Annotated in this window: 16 protein-coding genes; 11 read left to right on the forward strand and 5 right to left on the reverse strand. The window is 71.0% G+C overall.

What is annotated here, in order from left to right:
• Positions 1-83 precede the first annotated feature (83 nt).
• Positions 84-473 carry a hypothetical protein gene (locus AB0I38_RS28510; protein WP_358480919.1) on the reverse strand — a complete coding sequence of 130 codons (390 nt, stop codon included), beginning with the start codon at positions 471-473 and terminating at the stop codon, positions 84-86.
• Positions 470-1,360 carry an SseB family protein gene (locus AB0I38_RS28515; protein WP_358480936.1) on the reverse strand — a complete coding sequence of 297 codons (891 nt, stop codon included), beginning with the start codon at positions 1,358-1,360 and terminating at the stop codon, positions 470-472. Before AB0I38_RS28515 ends, AB0I38_RS28510 begins: the two co-directional genes overlap by 4 nt.
• A gap of 118 nt (positions 1,361-1,478) precedes the next feature.
• Here AB0I38_RS28515 and AB0I38_RS28520 point away from each other — a divergent pair, with 118 nt between their 5' ends.
• The gene (locus tag AB0I38_RS28520) at positions 1,479-2,243 is read left to right on the forward strand and encodes a class II aldolase/adducin family protein (protein ID WP_358480954.1); all 765 of its coding nucleotides are present in this window, start codon (positions 1,479-1,481) and stop codon (positions 2,241-2,243) included.
• A gap of 4 nt (positions 2,244-2,247) precedes the next feature.
• Here the strand turns inward: AB0I38_RS28520 and AB0I38_RS28525 are convergent, their stop codons facing one another.
• On the reverse strand, positions 2,248-3,204 hold the full coding sequence (locus AB0I38_RS28525) for a GlxA family transcriptional regulator (RefSeq protein ID WP_358480968.1): 957 nt from the start codon (positions 3,202-3,204) through the stop codon (positions 2,248-2,250).
• 72 nt (positions 3,205-3,276) lie between these two features.
• Between AB0I38_RS28525 and AB0I38_RS28530 the strand changes: the two genes are divergently transcribed.
• The 8 genes from AB0I38_RS28530 (at position 3,277) to AB0I38_RS28565 (ending at position 11,629) form a co-directional block, all read left to right on the forward strand.
• The gene (locus AB0I38_RS28530) at positions 3,277-4,566 is read left to right on the forward strand and encodes an MFS transporter (protein ID WP_358480991.1); all 1,290 of its coding nucleotides are present in this window, start codon (positions 3,277-3,279) and stop codon (positions 4,564-4,566) included.
• Complete coding sequence (locus tag AB0I38_RS28535; protein WP_358481019.1) at positions 4,536-5,234, forward strand: peptidyl-tRNA hydrolase; 699 nt, start codon at positions 4,536-4,538, stop codon at positions 5,232-5,234. The genes AB0I38_RS28530 and AB0I38_RS28535 overlap by 31 nt, the downstream gene beginning before the upstream one ends.
• Positions 5,235-5,470: 236 nt before the next feature.
• Positions 5,471-6,265, forward strand: coding sequence for a hypothetical protein (locus AB0I38_RS28540; protein WP_358481038.1), 795 nt, complete (start codon positions 5,471-5,473; stop codon positions 6,263-6,265).
• A gap of 36 nt (positions 6,266-6,301) precedes the next feature.
• Complete coding sequence (ftsH, locus tag AB0I38_RS28545; protein WP_358481068.1) at positions 6,302-8,221, forward strand: ATP-dependent zinc metalloprotease FtsH; 1,920 nt, start codon at positions 6,302-6,304, stop codon at positions 8,219-8,221.
• An 83-nt stretch (positions 8,222-8,304) separates the two neighbouring features.
• On the forward strand, positions 8,305-8,856 hold the full coding sequence (locus tag AB0I38_RS28550) for a DUF937 domain-containing protein (protein WP_358481100.1): 552 nt from the start codon (positions 8,305-8,307) through the stop codon (positions 8,854-8,856).
• A 16-nt stretch (positions 8,857-8,872) separates the two neighbouring features.
• Entirely contained in the window at positions 8,873-9,454 is a 582-nt protein-coding gene (locus AB0I38_RS28555; protein ID WP_358481108.1) for a Maf family protein, read from the forward strand.
• Between the two features lie 10 nt (positions 9,455-9,464).
• Positions 9,465-10,220: an EI24 domain-containing protein gene (locus AB0I38_RS28560; RefSeq protein ID WP_358481116.1), complete on the forward strand. Its 756-nt coding sequence runs from the start codon at positions 9,465-9,467 to the stop codon at positions 10,218-10,220.
• A gap of 281 nt (positions 10,221-10,501) precedes the next feature.
• Positions 10,502-11,629, forward strand: coding sequence for a DUF4192 domain-containing protein (locus tag AB0I38_RS28565; protein ID WP_358481129.1), 1,128 nt, complete (start codon positions 10,502-10,504; stop codon positions 11,627-11,629).
• Here the strand turns inward: AB0I38_RS28565 and AB0I38_RS28570 are convergent.
• A complete protein-coding gene (locus AB0I38_RS28570; protein WP_358481136.1) occupies positions 11,590-11,934 on the reverse strand; it encodes a hypothetical protein in 345 nt (114 codons plus the stop codon). The two genes, AB0I38_RS28565 and AB0I38_RS28570, sit on opposite strands and share 40 nt — an antisense overlap.
• A gap of 134 nt (positions 11,935-12,068) precedes the next feature.
• Between AB0I38_RS28570 and AB0I38_RS28575 the strand changes: the two genes are divergently transcribed.
• Positions 12,069-12,665, forward strand: coding sequence for a DUF1707 and DUF4870 domain-containing protein (locus AB0I38_RS28575; protein ID WP_358481146.1), 597 nt, complete (start codon positions 12,069-12,071; stop codon positions 12,663-12,665).
• A gap of 527 nt (positions 12,666-13,192) precedes the next feature.
• Positions 13,193-13,348, forward strand: a complete 156-nt coding sequence (locus tag AB0I38_RS28580) for a hypothetical protein (protein ID WP_358481155.1) — start codon at positions 13,193-13,195, stop codon at positions 13,346-13,348.
• A 57-nt stretch (positions 13,349-13,405) separates the two neighbouring features.
• Here AB0I38_RS28580 and AB0I38_RS28585 read toward each other — a convergent pair whose 3' ends face one another.
• Positions 13,406-14,158 (reverse strand): septal ring lytic transglycosylase RlpA family protein, encoded by a 753-nt coding sequence (locus tag AB0I38_RS28585; protein WP_358481160.1) that lies wholly within the window; start codon positions 14,156-14,158, stop codon positions 13,406-13,408.
• Positions 14,159-14,264: the final 106 nt, after the last annotated feature.

A 14,264-nucleotide genomic window follows, 5' to 3' on the forward strand; every position in this document is an offset into this window, starting at 1 on the left:
AAGCGCACAAGTCACATCACCAACTTTGCGCAAGATTTTCCTTAAATTTCACAAAGTGCACAAGAGGTGAACAGAAAGAACTTCTAGCCCACGAGGGACACTACCTGCTCACGTAGCGCGCCGACCTCGCCGCGTGGGACCCGGCAACGGTGGACACCGCGCTCGACCCGCTCCAGGCCCAGCTGCCGGGCGACCGTGACCCGCCCGCCGGTGTATTCGAGCCACACCTCGCCGTCGCTCTCGTCCAGCACGACGAACGGCGCGCCGCGCCATTCGCAGACGGTCGTGACGAAAGCCGCCTCCTCGCAGGCGGTGGCCGGAACGGGCAGCACGAACCCCCCTGGTTCCACCTCTTCGAACCCCTCGGCGGGCACCGGGCTGCGCAGCCGCATCCACAGGCCGTCGGGACGCGCTTCGGGGACGGCCGCGTACTCCACGCCCTGCCATCGTGCCCGGTAGCCGTACCAGGTCACGTCGCCTCCTCGCGTGGCTTGACGTACACCAGCAGCCACCGTCCGGTATCGCCGTCGTAGACGGCGCGCCGCCGCTCGGTCCCCTCCGCCGTGAGCTCGACGATCACGGCGCCGTGCGTCAGCCCCACTGCGTCGATCTTGTACTCGCGGATCACCTGGTTGACGTTCGGCACGAGCCCCAGGCCGATGAAGGGCGGCTCCTCGACCACCCAGCCGGCCACCGCTGTCATGGCGTTCTCGTCCACCCCGCCGTACGGCGTGCGGTAGAGCGCGGGCCCGGCCGCGTACCAGCGCAGAATGTTGACCGACCCGTCCCCGGTCACCGCGTCGGGCTCACCCAAGGCGTGGGCGAGCACGGAGGGGGTGGCGATGTGCGCGACGTCCAGCGCGTGGTGGCAGTAGCCGGACACCCGCGCCTCGCCGTCGACCAGGAGTGCGTGGATGCCGGACGGTCGCAGCAGCTTCTGGACGACCGGCAGCCCAGCCTCGGGGTCGAGGACGAGATCCTGCGCCATGGACGGGACCGCGAGCCTGGCGACCGTCCCCGATTCGAGCGGGAAGGCGACCGGGAGCCCCGGGTTGACCAGCAGCCCCCAGCGCGGATCCGGCCAGCCGGCGGCGAGCTCCGGGAGCGAGGTGACCCGGTACGTCGAGACGCCGGTGACCGTCCGCATCGCCTCGGCCGAGGTGAAGGCCGCGAGCCAGGTGCGCCGGTCGTCGGTCACGGTCGCCCACGCGGGCCGTTCCTGCCCGGCCGCCGCCTCCGCGCTGATCGGCAGCGCGAAGTCGGCCTCACGTAACAGGGACAGACAGCGGGCCAACTCACCGGCCGCGAACGCGGCTTCCAGCTCGCTTTCGAACGCGCTGATCGCCTCCTGTCCCTTCATGTGGTTCACCCTACGACCACCGGCCGAGGACATGCTCACGCGGGAGCGCGAGGTGGTTCGAGCGACCCGTACGGCGTTAGTGTGGTTAGAACCTCGTTCTAGATCGCTAGGGAGAGCCATGCCGGACGACCTCATCTTCCGCCTGCCACCCTCGTTCGAGACGGTCGAGGAGGAGCGCCGGCACCGCAAGGAACGGCTGGCAGCGGCGCTGCGGATCTTCGGCAAGTTCGGCTTCGAGGAGGGCGTGGCCGGCCACATCACGGCCCGCGACCCTGAGCTGACCGACCACTTCTGGGTCAACCCGTTCGGCATGTCGTTCAAGCACATCCGGGTCTCCGACCTCATTCTCGTCAACCACGACGGCAAGGTCGTCGAGGGCCGCTACCCCGTCAACGAGGCCGCCTTCGCCATCCACTCGCAGGTGCACCAGGCCAGGCCCGGCGTGGTGGCCGCCGCGCACAGCCACTCCGTCTACGGCCGCGCCCTGTCGGCCCTCGGCCAGACCATCGAGCCGATCACCCAGGACGCCTGCGCCTTCTACCAGGACAACGCGCTGTTCGACGACTACACGGGCGTGGTGACCGACCTGGACGAGGGCAAGCGCATCGCGGCCGCGCTCGGCGGCAACAAGGCCGTCGTGCTGCGCAACCACGGTCTCCTGACGGTCGGCGACTCGGTGGACGCGGCGGCCTGGTGGTTCATCACCATGGAGCGCTCGGCCCAGGTGCAGCTCGTGGCCAAGGCGGCGGGCCAGGTCATCCCCATCGAACCGGCCAACGCCGCCCTCACCCACCAGCAGATCGGCAACGACCTGGTCGGCTGGATCAACTACCAGCCCCTCCACGACCAGATCACCCGCGAACAACCCGACCTCTTCGAGTGAACGGTCACTTCACGGGCCGGCGGAAGGTGTGGCGGTAGGCGAGCGGGGCCACGCCCACGGCCGAGTGCAGGTGCTGGCGCAGGGACACCGCGGTGCCGAAGCCCGCGCGGCGGGCCACCTGGTCCACCGGCAGGTCGGTCGTCTCCAGCAGGTGGCGGGCGCGCTCGACCCGCTGCCAGGTGAGCCAGCGGGCCGGGCTCAGGCCGGTCTCCTCACGGAATCGCCTGGTGAAGGTGCGCACGCTCATGTTGGCGTGCTCGGCCAGGGCCGCCAGGTCCAGCGGGGTGTCGAGGTTGGCCAGCATCCAGCCGCGGGTGGCGGACGTGCCGGTGTCGGCGGACGGAGGGAGCGGGCGCTCGATGTACTGGGCCTGGCCCCCCTCCCGCCACGGGGGCATGACGCAGCGCCGCGCCGCCCGGTTGGCCACCTCGCTGCCGTGGTCGCGCCTGATCACGTGGAAGCACAGGTCGAGGCCGGCCGCCACGCCCGCCGAGGTGAGAACGTCGCCGTCGTCGACGAACAGGACGTCGGGATCGAGCCTGACCTTGGGGAACAACGTCCTGAAGTGGTCGGCGTCGCGCCAGTGGGTGGTGGCCGCGCGGCCGTCGAGCAGACCGGCGGCGGCCAGCACGTACGCGCCGGTGCAGATCGACATCACCCGCGGGCGGCCCTGGAGCGCGGCGGCCAGAGTGTCGCTGATCGTGCCGTTCAGCAGCGCGCGGCCCGCGTGGATGCCGGGCACCAGCACGGTGTCGGCGGTGTCGAGCACGTCGAGGTCGTGGTCGGGCAGCACGGTGTAGCCCGCCGAGCAGCGTACGGGCGCGCGGCCGGGTGAGCAGGTCACCACCTCGTAGAGCTTCTCGCCCTCGGCCGACTCCGCCGACCAGAACACCTGCCCCGGCACGCCCAGGTCGAGCGGGGAGAAGTGGTCGAGGACGACGACCGCGATCCGATGTGTCATGGCCGGATCCTTTCAGATGTTGGCTATCCGGTCACTCGCTGGCGCACACGGGGGAGCCTCACGATGGTCCACATGACCCTGAGCGCCACCCGCCGCCGCGTGCGCCCGCACCGAGCCTGGTTCGTCGCGGCCGTCGCCTTCGTGGCCATCCTGGGCGCGGCCGGCTTCCGCGCCACCCCGGGCGTGCTGATCAACCCCCTCCACGCGGAGTTCGGCTGGAGCACGGGCACGATCTCGCTGGCCGTGTCGATCAATCTGGTGCTCTACGGGCTGACCGCCCCGTTCGCCGCCGCCCTGATGGACCGCTTCGGCATGCGCCGCGTCGTCACGCTGGCGCTGCTGCTGGTGGCCGCGGGCAGCGGGCTGACCGTGCTCATGACCGCGAGCTGGCACCTGCTGCTGCTCTGGGGCGTGCTGGTCGGGCTCGGCACCGGCTCGATGGCGCTGGTGTTCGTGGCCACGGTGACCGACCGCTGGTTCGTACGGCACCGCGGGCTCGTCACCGGCGTGCTGACCGCGGCCGGCGCGACCGGCCAGCTCATCTTCCTGCCCGTGCTGGCCTGGCTGGCCGAGGGCCCCGGCTGGCGGGTCGCCTCGCTGACCGTGGCGGCGGCCGCGCTGGCCGTGGCGCCGTTCGTGTGGTGGCTGCTGCGCGACCGTCCCGAGGACGTGGGCACCACGGCGCTCGGAGCCGAGCCCGGCGCGAGCCGTCCCCAGCCCAGCACCGCCAACGCCGCCGTCAGGGCGGTCACGGTGCTCAGGTCGGCGGCGCGAACCCGCCCGTTCTGGTATCTCGCGGGCGGCTTCGCCATCTGCGGCGCCAGCACCAACGGCCTGGTCGGCACCCACTTCATCCCCGCCGCGCACGACCACGGCATGGCCGAGCCGATGGCGGCCGGACTGCTCGCGATCATCGGGATCTTCGACATCGCCGGCACGATCGCCTCCGGGTGGCTCAGCGACCGGATCGACCCCAGGGTGCTGCTCGCCGTCTACTACGGGCTGCGCGGGGCGTCGCTGATGATCCTGCCGAGCCTGTTCGCGGCCACCGCCGAGCCGAGCATGCTGATCTTCATCGTGTTCTACGGGCTCGACTGGGTGGCGACCGTGCCCCCGACGGTGGCGCTGTGCCGGCGGATCTACGGCGCCGATGGGGCCGTGGTGTTCGGCTGGGTGTTCGGCGCGCATCAGGTGGGCGCCGCGATCGCGGCCGTCGGCGCCGGGCTCACCCGCGACCACCTCGGCGCCTACGACCTCGCGTGGTACGTCTCCGGTCTGCTCTGCCTCCTGGCCACCGGCATGTCCCTGGCGATCGGGCATGCTAGAAGGCGATGCACGACTCCCAGAACGACTCCCAGGTGAACGACTCCCAGGTGGACGGCGGCGAGCTGATGGTCCTGCCCCTGGTCGTCAGGATCGAGCGGGCCACGCCCCCCGAACGCGCCGACGCGCTCGAAGCGGCGGCCATGGCCGTGCTGAGCCTCCTCGACGACCCGGGCGAGTGGGCCGCCGAGCTGGCCGCCTGGCAGTCCACCGGCAAGATCCGCAAGGTCGTGCGCAGGGCCCGGGGCGCCGAGTGGCGCCGTGCGGTGGCGCTGCCCGGCCGTACGATCGAGCACCGCACCGCCGAGGTACGCGTGCACCCGCCCGTGCCGCTCGACGACTGGCCGCGCGACCTCGCGCGGCTGCAGGTGTCCGGCACCGAGCTGACCGACACGCGCGACCTGCCGCCGGCGGAGGAGCCGATCCTGTGGGCCAATCCGGGCCTCGCCATGTCGGCCGGCAAGGCGATGGCCCAGGCCGGGCACGCCGCGCAGCTCGCGTGGTGGGCCAGCGACCGCTCCGAACGCGACGCCTGGCGAGCGGCCGGCCTGCCGGTCTCGGTGCGCACCGCCGCGCCGGCCGACTTCGAGGCGAAGGTCGCGGCGGGCCTGCCCGTGGTGCGCGACGCCGGGTTCACCGAGATCGAGCCGGGCTCGTGCACGTTCGTCGCGGAGGCTCCCTGGCTGTACGGGCGCGTCCGCCGGTAAGTCGCGATCCGGGATCACCGGGCGCGCCCGCCGATGGCCGCGGAGCCGGAGCTCCACCTGTTCGGCGCAGGCATGATGACACTTCGGCTGCTTCATGAGCGGAATGGCGGGATTTGTCGTACGCTCCCGTCGTGCTCGATGGGGATGATGGGACCGTGGGTTCCGATGTGAAGACGGCAGACAGATCGGGACTCCCCGCCTCTTCGCCAAGGCGCTCCCGCATCGGCGATCTGCCGATGCGGGTGATTTACCGCGGGTGCGCCCTGGCCGCCGCGGTGGCGGTCGCCGCCGTGGGGCTCGTCTTCGTGCTCCCGTCGCGGTCGGACGAGGTCGTCACCGGGCAGATCGCCGCGCCATCTGCCATGCCGGCCTCGTCCGAGCCCGCGCCCTCGCCCAGCCTGCCGCCCTCGCCCTCGCCGTCTCCCTCGCCGACCCAGTCGCTCGCCGCGGCGACTCCCCGGCCGACGCCGACGCCGGGCACGTCGCTGGCTCCGGGCTACACGGCCTTGGAGGCCCTGTACGCCGACATCCGCGTGCCCAGGCTGCCGGCCAAGCCCAAGCGCCTCGCGCTCCGGGCGCCCGGCAAGCGGGTGATCGAGGACACCCGGTCGGGGCTCGCCGTCCCCAGACTCGGCGGGAAGTGGAAGAGGCACGGCGCGGCGCCGTTCACGACCAAGCAGGTGCTGCCGATCAAGCGCGGCTCGGCCCGGCGCGGCGTCTTCGTCACCAGCCCGCTGCCCATCGAGGAGCAGGCCGAGCCGCGCGACACCGCGCTGCTCGCCGCCCGCTGGACGCTCAACCACCACCCCAAGGACGCCACGATCAGCTGGATCGCCTCGCAGCCGGTAAAGGGCGGTTGGCTGCTGGTTTACCAGGTCAAGTACGGCAAGCGGAGTTCGCGCGCGGCGGTGGCCGTGGTTGACGGGGGAATGGCGAAACCTGGTTTGGCGTTTGCTTCAGTGCCGGATACGCAACGCAGTCGATGGGCCGACGTCACCCGCGCGGCCTCGGGAGTGCGTGTCCTCAAATAGAGGCTTACATATGCGGTGATGTGGGGGAAGAACGCCGTGGAACGCTCTGGATCGCCGAAGGCCCCGGACCAGGATCGGTCCAAGCCGCCCTGGCGCTCCGAAGGACTGCCGGGCACGCCCGGTGGCCGACGCAAGATGAACTGGTGGCGGTTCGCAGCCACCCTGCTCGTCGTCTACGCGGCGTTCTTCCTGGTGTCTTCGTTCTTCGACAGCCGCCAGGTCGAGACGATCTCCTACACCGAGTTCACCTCGCAGGTCAACGCGAAGAACGTCAAGGAGATCTACGCCACCGGCCTGTCGGTCGAGGGCGACCTGCGCAACGCGGCCAAGGACCCTGACAGCGGCAACAAGGACTACACGCAGTTCCGCACCGAGATCCCCGCCTTCGCCAACACCGAGCAGCTCTCGCAGCGGCTCGACACGGCCGGCGTGGAGATCAAGGCCGAGCCGATCGGCGGCCGTGGCTTCGTCGTCAACCTGCTGCTCTCGCTGCTGCCCGTGGCTCTGCTGGCCGGGCTCTGGATCTGGATCATGCGCCGTGGCGCCGGCATGATGGGCGGCGGCATGGGCGGCCTCGGCAAGTCCAAGGCGGCCAAGCCGGTGGAGGCCGACCGGGTACGCGTCACCTTCGACGACGTGGCCGGCATCGACGAGGTGGAGAACGAACTCGTCGAGATCGTCGACTATCTCAAGGACCCCGGCAAGTATCGCAAGCTCGGCGCCAAGCTGCCCAAGGGCGTGCTGCTCGCCGGGCCTCCCGGCACCGGCAAGACGCTGCTGGCCCGGGCCGTGGCCGGCGAGGCCGGTGTGCCCTACTTCTCCGCGAGCGCGTCCGAGTTCATCGAGATGATCGTCGGAGTCGGCGCGTCCCGGGTGCGCGACCTGTTCGAGGAGGCGCGCAAGGTGGCGCCCTCGATCGTGTTCATCGACGAGATCGACGCCATCGGCCGGGCCCGTGGCGGCGCCGGCGGCATCGGCGGCCACGACGAGCGCGAGCAGACCCTGAACCAGATCCTCACCGAGATGGACGGCTTCTCCGGTGCCGAGGGCGTCATCGTCATCGGCGCCACCAACCGCCCCGAGATCCTCGACCCCGCGCTGCTCCGGCCCGGCCGCTTCGACCGTACGGTCCAGGTGGGGCTGCCCGACGCCGCGGGCCGTGCCGCGATCCTCGCGGTGCACACCAGGGGCGTCCCGCTCGACGGGAGCGTCAGCCTCGACCAGCTCGCCAAGATAACGCCCGGCATGACCGGCGCCGACCTGGCCAACCTGGTCAACGAGGCGGCGCTGCTGGCCGCCAAGCGGGACAAGGAGAAGGTCACCGCCCTCGACCTCGCCGACGCGCTGGAGAAGTTGCAGCTCGGCGCGGCGCGGAGCATCGTGATGCCGGAGGAGGATCGCAACAGGACCGCCTACCACGAGGCGGGCCACGCGCTGCTCGGCATGCTGCAGCCCGGCGCCGACCCGGTGCGGAAGATCTCGATCATCCCGCGCGGGCGCGCGCTCGGCGTCACGCTCTCCACCCCCGACACCGACCGCTACGCCTACGACGAGGAGTACCTGCGCGGGCGCATCGCCGGCGCGCTCGGCGGGATGGCCGCCGAGCAGGTCGTGTTCGGCGTGGTCACCACCGGATCCGAGAGCGACCTGGAGCAGGTCTCGATGATCGCCCGCGGCATGGTGGGGCGCTGGGGGATGTCACAGAAGATCGGCCCGCTGACGATCCTGCCCTCCGACGGCCAGCAGCCGCAGGCCTCGCCCGCGACCCTGGCGATGGTCGACGAGGAGGCCCGGCGGATCGTGGACGAATGCTACGAACGCGCCATCGACGTGCTGACCCGCAACCGTGTCAAGCTCGACGCGATCGTGGAGGCTCTGCTGGAGCACGAGACGCTCGACGAGATCGGCGCGTACACGGCGGCGGGCCTCAGCGAGCTCAGGGCCGTGCAGGCCTAGCTTTCCCGAGACTTAGGGCAAGTCGGGATATAGCTGGGTTTAGCGTGGGGAAAGTCTCCCGGAAGGATGGACGGGGGACTGCCATGACTCTGAACGACGAGCTTCTCGCCGGGCTGGGGGACCCCGGCCTGGAGCAGATCGCCGGGATGCTGGGCACCGACGTGGCGACCGCGCGGACCGTTCTCCAGGCGGTGTCGGGCACCATCGTCGGCGGCCTGGCCCGCAACGCCGAGGACCCCGACGGCGCCGAGGCCCTGCGTGGCGCGCTGGACGAGCACATCGACGCCGACCCGTTCAACGGCGACATCGCCTCCCTGACACGCGACGGGCAGAGCATCCTCGGCCACGTGCTCGGCGGCCAGGGCACCGAGCAGGCCGCGGTGGGGCTCGCCCGCCTCGCCGGCGCCGATGTCGGCATCCTCATGAAGCTGCTGCCCCTGATCGCCCCCATGATCATGTCGCTGCTGGCCGACCGCGCGAGCGAGCGAGACCTGGACGCCGCCGCCGTCGCCGCGGAACTCGTCCACGAGCAGTCCACCCTGCCCAGCGAGCTCGGCGGGGTGCTCGCCGGGATGCTGGCCGGGATCTTCGGCGAGACGGTGCCTCAGCAGGCCCGCACGCAGGGCGATTGGTGACCGGTAAGCTGGAGCGGTGATCGTTCTGGCCTCAGCCTCTCCCGCCCGTCTCGCCCTGCTGCGCGGTGCGGGTCTCGACCCCAAGGTGATCGTGAGCGGCGTCGACGAGGAGTCCTTCTCCGCCTACTCACCCGCGGCGCTCAGCCTCGACCTCGCCAAGGCCAAGGCGTCGGCGGTGGCGGGCGGGCTGGACGAAGGTCTGGTCATCGGCTGCGACTCCATCCTGGAGCTCGACGGCCGCCCCTACGGCAAGCCGGCCACCGCCGAGGAGGCCGCGGAGCGCTGGCGCGTCCTGCGCGGCCGGACGGGCCGCCTGGTCACCGGTCACTGCGTCATCGACGTGGCCGCGGGCCGGCAGGTGGCCGAGGTGGCCACCACCGTGATCCACTTCGGCCAGCCGTCCGATGACGAGATCGCCGCCTACGCCGCCACCGGCGAGCCGCTCGGCCTGGCCGGCGCGTTCAGCATCGAGGGGCGCGGCGGATGGTTCGTCGACGGCATCGAGGGCGACCACGGCAACGTGCTCGGCATCTCACTGCCCCTCACGCGGCGGCTGTTCGAGGAGCTGGGCTACACGGTCACGTCGTTCTGGCGTTAGCCTGCCGGGCATGCGATCTGTGCGTGACTTCATGGCCGGCGTGGGGTTCTTCTTCCAAGGTGTCGGCTGGGTCGCCCGCAACGGGCGATGGTGGCTGTTCGGGCTGATCCCCGCGCTGATCGCGTTCGCCGTCTACGTGGTGGCGCTCGTCTTCCTCGGCACCAACGCCACTGATCTGGCCGAGTTCCTGACCCCGTTCGCCGACTCGTGGGGATGGCGCGACGCCTTCCGGGCGATGGTGGGCGTCGCGCTGTTCCTGGGTGGCCTGGCGCTGGCGGTGCTGACCTTCACGGCGCTGACCCTGGTCATCGGTGAGCCGTTCTACGAGAAGCTGTCAGGCGCCGTCGACCCGGTGGACGGGGTGGAGGAGCAGCCCTGGTGGCGCACCCTGCCGCGGTCGATCAAGGACAGCCTGGTGACGCTGGGCTTCGTGCTGATGTTCACCATTCCGCTGTTCTTCCTCGGGTTCATCCCGGTCGTGGGGCAGACGGTGGTGCCGGTGGTGGGCGCGGCCATCTCTGGGTTCTTCCTCACGGTGGAGCTGACCACGCTGGCGCTGGAGCGGCGCGGGATGGCCCGCAAGCAGCGGCTCGCCCTGCTGAGAGGCAGCAAGCCGGCCGCGCTGGGGTTCGGCGTCGCGGTGTTCGTGCTCTTCCTGGTGCCCTTCGTGGCGGTCCTCGCGATGCCCGCCGCGGTGGCGGGCGCCGCCCTGCTCGTCCGCACCCGTCTGGCCCCGGGCGCCGAGGCTCCCCGGGTCCACGCCTGACACTCCGCGAGGCCCTGCCCGTTGGGATCCGCACATTCCACGAGACGCCGCCCTTGGCCTGACGCTCCGTAAGAATCTGCCCGTTGCGCATTCACGCTCGGTGCGACGTTGCCCGTCGGGCTGACGTTCTGCGGGGCGATCCCCGTTCGCGGCCTGCTCGCGTTCGAAAGTCCGACGCCTGCGGGTGGTCGTCCACAGGTCGCGGGCGGGCCTCGCCGGTCATCCACAGAACGAGTTTCGGCGGCTCGGCGAAGGTGGCGGGTCCGGCACCCTCGTGCCTCATGACGACCAACACCTCCGCGCCCAGCCTCACCCTGGCCGGTCCGGCCGACATCCTCGCCGCCGTCCCCTACCTGGTGGGCTTCCACCCCGCCGACAGCCTCATCGTGATCGGGCTCGCCCGCGGCCAGGTCAAGGTGGCCGCCAGGTGGGGCCTTCCGTTCCCGCCGGGCACGCTGGCGCCGCTGCCCCAGCTGTGCGAGCGCGAAGGCATCACGCGGATCATCGTGGTCGGCTACGGCCCGGGCGAGCGGGTGACCCCGGCCGTCGACGAGGCCAGGGCGTTCGCCGTCAAGGCCGGGGTGAAGGTCGACGAGGCTCTCCGGGCCCACGACGGTCGCTACTGGTCCTACGTCTGCGACGTCGCCCACTGCTGCCCGCCCGGCGGCACTCCGTTCGATCCCGTCGCCAGCCCGATCGCGGCCGAGGCGACGGTGCACGGCATGGTCGCCCTGCCCGACCGCCAGACTCTCGAAGACACGATCGCCCCCCTCAGCGGCCCGGTGCGGATGGCGATGCGCAGGGCGACGGCCGAGGCGGTCGCCGGATTTCGCGCCGGGTTCGCCGCCGCCGCCGACCCCGACGCGTTCGCCCGGGAGTTCGTCGCCCACGGGCTCGTACGCGTACGCGCGGCGCTGGCGACCCACGCCGCCGGTGGCCGCGTCGACGATGCCGAGGCGGCCCGGCTGGGGCTCGACCTGGCCGTGGTCAGGGTGCGCGACGAAGCCTGGACCCTCATGGAAGACGGCCACATCGGCCTGTGGAAAGACGTCATGCGCAGGCTGGAGCCCGGTTTCGTGCCCCCCGCCGCTTCACTGTTCGCCATGGGGTCCTGGCGGTCGGGTGACTGCGTCCTCGCCACCATCGCCCTCGAACGCGTGCTGGCCACCCATCCGGGCTACTCCATGGCCAACTTGCTCATGCACGCCCTGCGCAACCTGCTGTCGCCGGGCATGCTCCGCGGCCGGATGCCCACTCCCGCCGACCTCGACACCGCCATGGGCGCGGCCCGTGCGAGCTGGCTCTTCCCTCTCCTTGACCTGCTCGACGGGGAGGAGCAGCCGGCATCCGAGCTATCGGCCGAGGCGGGTCAGAGCCCGCCTTCCTCGCGGCGGCGGCGCTCGTTGTAGGCGCGCATCCGCTGCGGATAGCCGGTGAGCTGGACGTCGTACACCGGTAATGCCAGGTCACGGGCCACCTTGTGGATCACCGCGGGAGACCCGACCCTTCGCCGGGTCCATTCGCCGTCGTCAGCCACGGCGACGGCAGTGGTGTCGGTGGCGAACGTCTCGGGCTCGACGTAGAACTCCACGCCACGCCGGGACCGGGCGAAGGCGATGAGCGCTTCAATGTCGGCGTCCGTCGCCTCCCGGTCGAACTTCGCGATCTTGGGGCCGCGCAGACGCCGGATACCGTAGCGATCTCGCCATCTCATGAATCCTTTTTATACCGTCAAAAGGCCGCGCGCGTCGGGGGAGATCTAGGGGACACATCCGGGATCTTCCCGATGGCCACGCCACCTCGCCAGGATGCAGTATGGAAATGACTGTTTTCGACCTGAGGAGAGGCATGACTGTGATGGCTGGGGTACCAACATCCCCGGGCCCGGGACAGGTGCCGCCGGCCCACCTGCGCGTCACCGACCAGGACCGCGAGCACGTGGTGGAGCACGTCAAAGCCGCCTACGCCGAGGGGCGCTTCGACAAGCTCGAGTTCGACGACAGGCTCGACCGCGCGATGACGGCCCGCACCCACGGTGACCTGATGCCCATCATGACCGAGCTCTACGGCACACATCCGGTGCCCCTGCGCCGTCCGATGCCCGCGCCGATCCGCCCCCAGACGGTTCCGAACGGCAATGAGCTCCTCGCCGCCTCCGCGGCCCATCTGCTGATGCTCGTCGGGTTCCCGATCGCCGGCCCGCTGATTCTCATGCTCACGGGCGGCAAGACCTCGCCCTTCATCCGGCGGCATGCGGTCGAGGCGCTCAACTTCCAGCTCACCCTCCTCGGCGCGACGATCCTGTTGTCGCTGACGATCATCGGCCTCGTGGTCGTCCCGGTGATCTGGATGGGAGGCTTCGTCCTGTCCGTGATCGGAGGCGTCTCGGCACTCTCGGAGAAGCGGTGGTTCGACTATCCGCTGACGATTCGCCTGGTCAAGTAAGCCCTGCCGGGAGCAGACCACGCCCACCTCGCTGAGATCCGATCCACCTCGGACGTGCTCCGGATCCGATCCACCTCGGATCTGCTCCGGATCCGATCCACCTCGGATCTGCTCCGGGTCCGATCCACCTCGGATCTGCTCCGGGTCCGATCCACCTCGGATCTGCTCCGGGTCCGATCCACCTCGGATCTGCTCCGGGTCCGATCCATGTCGGACCTGCTCCGGATCCGATCCACCTCGGATCTGCTCTGGGTCCGATCGACGTCGGATCTCCGGATCCGATCCACCTCGGACGAGCTCCGGGTCCGGACCATGTCGGATCTGCTCAGACTGCTCATAGCGACCGCGAAGATATGCCGCAGTAGCCGGGGCCGCCGCCCAGGGAGCGTCGGCGGACTGGGCGGCAGCGGCGGGCCCCACGCTTCCGGGAGCTCATCGGGGCCGACGCGAGAGCTCATCGGGAACGATGCCGGAGGCTTGGGCGGCGCGGCCGGGGGGGCGATGGGGCGCCGACGTTTCGCCGGTCGATGCGCAAGGACGCCGACGTCTTGCCGCAGGTTGTCTCGGCGTCCTCGCGCATCGTTGACGCAGCCGGCCAGGTCGCGCGCCACGACCATGTTCGGCTCGCGGCCTGGTCGCGCGCCACGATCATGTTCGGCTCGCGGCCTGGTCGCGTGCTGTGACCATGTTCGGCTGGCGGCCTGGTCCCGTGTTGCCACCCTGTTCGGCGGCGGGGGCGGTCAGCGGGAGAGGACCGCGTACTTGACGCTCATCACGCCCGCGCCGGTGTTGCCGATGGCGGCGAAGGCGGCCCGGGACAGGTCGAGGCAGCGACCGCCGATGAACGGGCCGCGATCGTTGATGCGGACCGTCACCGACTTGCCGTTGGCCGGGTTGGTGACGCGGACCCTGCTGCCGAACGGGAGGGTCTTGTGCGCCGCGGTCATCGCCGACGGGTTGAAGCGTTCGCCGTTGGCCGTCATCTGGCCCTCGGCGTAGAAGGACGCGCCACACCTACCGCTGGAGAGCACGCGGGAGGGCTTCGTCTTCGTCTTGGCCACCGGCTTCTTGTCAGCCTTCGCCTGGGAGGTGGCGACCGGCTTTGCGGAAGGCGGCGTGGTGGCGACCTCCTTGGAGGACGCCTTGGAGGAGGACGTGGACGGCGCGGGCGTGTTCGGCGTGGCCTTGGCGCCGGCCGGGGCGGAGGTCTCGCCGGTGACCGGCCCTGCGACCGGCCCGGTGGGCGAAACGGTGGGCGAAAGCGTCGGTGACGCGCCGGTTGACCCGGGGGACGACGTCGAAGGGGACGGGCTCGTCTCGGGGGACAGGGCCGCGGTCTTCGGGTCGTCGTTGACGACGGCGGCCCACGCGGTGGTGGAGGCGGCGGCGACGACTGCCGCTCCGGCCGCGATGGTGACCCAGCGGCGCTTGGCCGGAGAGGGCGTGCGCCTCGGAGGGTTGGGGAGGGACGGCTTGTGCGAATGCTGGCCCAAGGTAAACCACAGTCCTAGCTAGGGGAAAGGACGGGGAAAGGCCGGGCCGGGAAGGTGAGGGGGGCGCACGCCGGCCGATCCCGTGTGCGGGGTGGGGTTCCCGCAG

The sequence above is a fragment of the Nonomuraea cavernae genome (genome assembly GCF_040655715.1).
Taxonomy (GTDB): domain Bacteria; phylum Actinomycetota; class Actinomycetes; order Streptosporangiales; family Streptosporangiaceae; genus Nonomuraea; species Nonomuraea cavernae_A.

Coding starts and splice junctions, on each gene's coding strand:
- AB0I38_RS28550 (WP_358481100.1), top strand. CDS start 8,305: ATGACTCTGAACGACGAGCTTCTCGCCGGGCTGGGGGACCCCGGCCTG.
- AB0I38_RS28540 (WP_358481038.1), top strand. CDS start 5,471: ATGCGGGTGATTTACCGCGGGTGCGCCCTGGCCGCCGCGGTGGCGGTC.
- AB0I38_RS28535 (WP_358481019.1), top strand. CDS start 4,536: ATGCACGACTCCCAGAACGACTCCCAGGTGAACGACTCCCAGGTGGAC.
- AB0I38_RS28530 (WP_358480991.1), top strand. CDS start 3,277: ATGACCCTGAGCGCCACCCGCCGCCGCGTGCGCCCGCACCGAGCCTGG.
- AB0I38_RS28565 (WP_358481129.1), top strand. CDS start 10,502: ATGACGACCAACACCTCCGCGCCCAGCCTCACCCTGGCCGGTCCGGCC.
- AB0I38_RS28570 (WP_358481136.1), bottom strand. CDS start 11,934: ATGAGATGGCGAGATCGCTACGGTATCCGGCGTCTGCGCGGCCCCAAG.
- AB0I38_RS28580 (WP_358481155.1), top strand. CDS start 13,193: ATGCGCAAGGACGCCGACGTCTTGCCGCAGGTTGTCTCGGCGTCCTCG.
- AB0I38_RS28525 (WP_358480968.1), bottom strand. CDS start 3,204: ATGACACATCGGATCGCGGTCGTCGTCCTCGACCACTTCTCCCCGCTC.
- AB0I38_RS28575 (WP_358481146.1), top strand. CDS start 12,069: ATGACTGTGATGGCTGGGGTACCAACATCCCCGGGCCCGGGACAGGTG.
- AB0I38_RS28520 (WP_358480954.1), top strand. CDS start 1,479: ATGCCGGACGACCTCATCTTCCGCCTGCCACCCTCGTTCGAGACGGTC.
- AB0I38_RS28560 (WP_358481116.1), top strand. CDS start 9,465: ATGCGATCTGTGCGTGACTTCATGGCCGGCGTGGGGTTCTTCTTCCAA.
- AB0I38_RS28515 (WP_358480936.1), bottom strand. CDS start 1,360: ATGAAGGGACAGGAGGCGATCAGCGCGTTCGAAAGCGAGCTGGAAGCC.